Raw genomic sequence first — 3,904 nt, 5'->3', positions numbered from 1 at the left:
GGGGCGAGGAAACGCCAGGTCGCCCCACGCCGGGGAGGTGGGCCCAGCAGACGCGCCCGTACGCGATGCCGCGCCCGGCTACCGCGCGGTCGCCGTCACCCGCTCGCTGTCGATCCGCCTCGTCAGGGTCTCCTTCGACGCCTGGTCCAGGTTTCGGCACAGGACGACCGAGCCGCCGGTGGCGAGCGGGGCGTACAGGCCGGCGCTGAGGCCCTCCCAGGTGTCGTACGCCAGGCCCGACAGAAGGCGGGAGCCGGGACCCAGGAGGCCGAGGGCGGGAGCGTCGGCGCGGGCGCGGTCCACCAGCTCCGCACTCGTGAACTCCGCGCCGGCCACGATCAGCGCGGGCTCCTCGGGGTCGACGGGCGCGTACGGAGCGAAGCGGTCCCCATGGGTCGGGACGTCCACCGCGTAGTCGGCGTATCCCTGCGGCGGCGCCGGGACGAAGCGGCGGCCCAGCGGCGCGAGCGACAACGCGTACCGCTCGCCCCGGCACGCCAGGCCCGCCTCGAACCGGCCGGGCCCCGCCACGACGAAGTCCGCGCGGGCCGGGTCCCCGGCCACGTCCGCGACGACCCCGACCGAGGAACACGCCACCAGCCACACCGCCGTCTGCCAGTGCGCGGGCAGCAGCAGGGCGACGCGGTCACCGGGTTCGGCGGACAGGCCGTCCTGGATGAGGTTGGCGGTCTTGGCCACCCAATTGGCGAAGGTGGCCACGGACAATTCGACCCGTTCGCCCGTGGCGTCGTCGTAGAAGGTCACCAGGGGGCGCGCGGGGTCCGCGGCGAGCGCGGAACGCAGCAGGTCGGCAGGGGTGCGGTCAGTGGCGTTCACCCGCGTCAGCGTACGCGCCGCGCCTCGGCGAACGCCCGCCACCGGGCCACCGGTTCGGCCGAACGACCGCCGACGCCCCTTCAAGTCCCCGATGGACAGGAATGTATGACTATGTCCAGGATCAGTGGCATGCGTGGACTGCTTGCTTCCTCGATCGGCGTCACCTGTGCGGCCGCACTAGCCCTCCCGCTGACGCCCCCCGCCACCGCGGTGACGGCGCGTCCGGCGACGACCGTGCAGGCGGCACCCGCCGCGGCCCGGCCCGCCGGCCCCGCCGCCCCGCTCGCCGGCAGCACCCAGTCGCTGCCCCTGACCCCCCTCTCCCGCGACCGTGCCCTCGGCGGCACGGGAGCCGAACAGGGCCTGCTCCGCCGGGACGTACGGTCCTTCTCCCTCCTCGGCGTCGTCTGGGACGACCCGGACGCCGAACTGCACGGCCGCGTCCAGGTCCGTACCCGTGCCGCCGGCACCGCCACCTGGTCCGCCTGGCAGGACGTCGAGACGCACAACGCCGACCACGGCGCCGACCCCGACACCCCCGAACGCGCCTCCGGTCACGTCCGCGGCGCCACCGCCCCGCTCTGGGTGGGGGAGTCCGACGGCGTGGAGGTCCGCGTCAGCCCGGACGCCGAGCAGCGTACGGAGGACACCGCGGGCGGCGCCCGCACCGTGTCCTCGTCCGTGGAACTCCCCGCGGGGATGCGCCTGGAGCTCGTCGACCCGGGCACCACCGACGCCGCCGGCCCCGCCCACGCCCCCGTGGGCCCGCCCCGCATCCGGGCCGGGACCGCACCGGCCCCGGCGGACGCCCCCGAGGCGTCGGGCACGGCGGCCGAACTGACCGAAGGCACGATTGCCGGAGCCACCACCGCCCAGGCGGCCGAGGCCTCCGCGGCCAACGCCCCGCTCGCCGCCCTCGACGCCACCGAGATCCCGGCCCTCGACCGTGCGGGCACCGAGAGCGAACTCCTCGCCCTGCGCTCCGGCGAACTGACGGCGGCTCAGCGTGCGAAGCCGTACATCGGCCCCCGTCCGGGCATCGTGACCCGCCGCGGCTGGGGCGCCGACGAGAAGCTGCGGGAGAGGAGTTTCGTGTACACGAAGAAGGTCAAGGCGGCCTTCGTGCACCACACGGCCTCGGGCAACAAGTACAAGTGCTCGCAGGCCCCGTCCGTCATCCGGGGTATCTACCGCTACCACGTCAAGAGCATGGGATGGCGGGACATCGGCTACAACTTCCTCGTCGACAAGTGCGGCAACATCTACGAGGGCCGCGCGGGGGGTGTGGCGAAGCCGGTCCTTGGCGCCCACACCCTCGGCTTCAACAGCAACAGCATGGGGATCGCCGTCCTCGGCACGTTCACCTCCACCAAGCCGTCCGCCGCCGCGGTCAAGGGCATCGCCCGCCTGACGGCATGGAAGCTGGGTCTGTTCGGAGCCAATCCGAACGGAAAGACATACCTGACGTCCGGCGGTGGCAATCTCTACCGAAAAGGTAAGAACGTACGACTGAACGTGATCTCCGGACACCGGGACGGATTCGCCACGCAATGCCCAGGACGGCAGCTCTACGGCAAGCTCGGCTCGGCCCGTACGACGGCGGCCGGCTACCAGGGCCGCTGACGTCGCCGGCCCGGAACCGCCGGGGCCCGGGGAGACCCCGGCGGGACGGAGGACACGTTCGGCGGGGGCACGTCCACAGCCGTCGGGCGGACTGCGCGTGGGACACCGCACGGCCATCGAAGTTGGCGCACAACGGTCTGCATACACTGGCCGGCCGAAAGACAGTTCGGCCGTCCCCGGCAGGAAGCAGAGACGAAGGTGACAGAAGCGATCCTCCTGGTCGGCGGCAAGGGCACCCGGCTGCGCCCGCTCACGGTGCACACGCCCAAGCCCATGGTCAGGGCGGCGGGGGTGCCTTTCCTCACGCACCAGCTGGCACGGGCGAGAGCGGCAGGCGTGGACCACATCGTCCTCGCGACGAGCTATCTGGCGGAGGTCTTCGAACCGTACTTCGGCGACGGTTCGTCGCTCGGCCTGCACATCGAGTACGTCACGGAGGACGAGCCCCTGGGCACCGGCGGCGCCATCCGCAACGTGGCGTCCCGGCTCCACTCGGGCCCCGACGACCCGGTACTGATCTTCAACGGCGACATCCTCACCGGCCTGGACATCAGGCGCCTGGTGGCCACCCACGAGGAGACGTCCGCGGACGTCTCGCTCCACCTCACCAAGGTGACGGACCCGAGGGCGTACGGCCTGGTCCCCACGGACGACACGGGCAGGGTCCTGGCCTTCCTGGAGAAACCCCAGACCCCCGAGGAGATCGTCACCGACCAGATCAACGCGGGTGCCTACGTCTTCCGCCGCTCGGTCATCGACACGATCCCGGCCGGCCGGCCCGTCTCGGTCGAACGTGAGACCTTCCCCGAGCTCCTCTCCGCGGGCGCCCACCTCCAGGGCATGGTCGACTCGACGTACTGGCTGGACCTCGGCACCCCGGCGGCCTTCGTCCGGGGCTCGGCGGACCTGGTCCTCGGTCACGCCCCGTCCCCCGCGATCCCCGGCCGCTGCGGCGACCGCCTGATCCTCCCGACGGCAACCGTCGCCCCCGACGCCAAGCTGACCGGCGGCACGGTGGTCGGCGAGGGGGCGTTCGTCGCGGAGGGCGCCCGTGTCTTCGGCTCGACCATCCTGCCCGGAGCGGTCATCGAACCCGGCGCGGTCATCACCGACTCCCTCATCGGCACCCGGGCCCGCGTGGGCGAACGCTCCGTCCTCACCGGCACGGTCATCGGCGACGGCGCCGTGATCGGCCCCGACAACGAACTCCGTGACGGGGCGAGGGTGTGGTGCGACGCGAGAATCCCGGCGGCGGCTCTCAGATTCTCGTCGGACCAGTAAGGCCGTTCAGCCCGTCTGGGGGAGTGTGAGGACGAGGCCCGCTCAGGGCCGAAAGGGGGGCCTGGGGCGCGGCCCTCAGGTCGGGACGTTTAACACATCTCCGGACCCCCGAAACAGGCAAAAAACTGGTATGCTGGATTCTGCATGAAAAAAAAAAAATGGG

Annotated in this window: 3 protein-coding genes; 2 read left to right on the top strand and 1 reads right to left on the bottom strand. The window is 72.2% G+C overall.

Annotated elements, in window-relative coordinates; genetic code table 11:
* Positions 1-78 precede the first annotated feature (78 nt).
* Positions 79-837 (bottom strand): TIGR03089 family protein, encoded by a 759-nt coding sequence (locus P1P75_RS40390; RefSeq protein WP_319264726.1) that lies wholly within the window; start codon positions 835-837, stop codon positions 79-81.
* Positions 838-966: 129 nt separating this feature from the next.
* Between P1P75_RS40390 and P1P75_RS40385 the strand changes: the two genes are divergently transcribed.
* Both P1P75_RS40385 and P1P75_RS40380 read left to right on the top strand, forming a co-directional pair.
* On the top strand, positions 967-2,460 hold the full coding sequence (locus P1P75_RS40385) for a peptidoglycan recognition protein (RefSeq protein WP_319264724.1): 1,494 nt from the start codon (positions 967-969) through the stop codon (positions 2,458-2,460).
* 198 nt (positions 2,461-2,658) lie between these two features.
* Positions 2,659-3,741 carry an NDP-sugar synthase gene (locus P1P75_RS40380; protein WP_319264723.1) on the top strand — a complete coding sequence of 361 codons (1,083 nt, stop codon included), beginning with the start codon at positions 2,659-2,661 and terminating at the stop codon, positions 3,739-3,741.
* The last annotated feature ends 163 nt before the right edge of the window (positions 3,742-3,904 follow it).

Source organism: Streptomyces sp. ID05-39B (assembly GCF_033794725.1).
GTDB classification, from domain to species: Bacteria; Actinomycetota; Actinomycetes; order Streptomycetales; family Streptomycetaceae; genus Streptomyces; species Streptomyces bobili.
This window is presented reverse-complemented; position numbering and strand designations above follow the sequence as displayed.

What these genes read in the sequence shown, in the direction of transcription:
- P1P75_RS40385 (WP_319264724.1), top strand. Translation starts at nt 967, where the DNA reads ATGCGTGGACTGCTTGCTTCCTCGATCGGCGTCACCTGTGCGGCCGCA.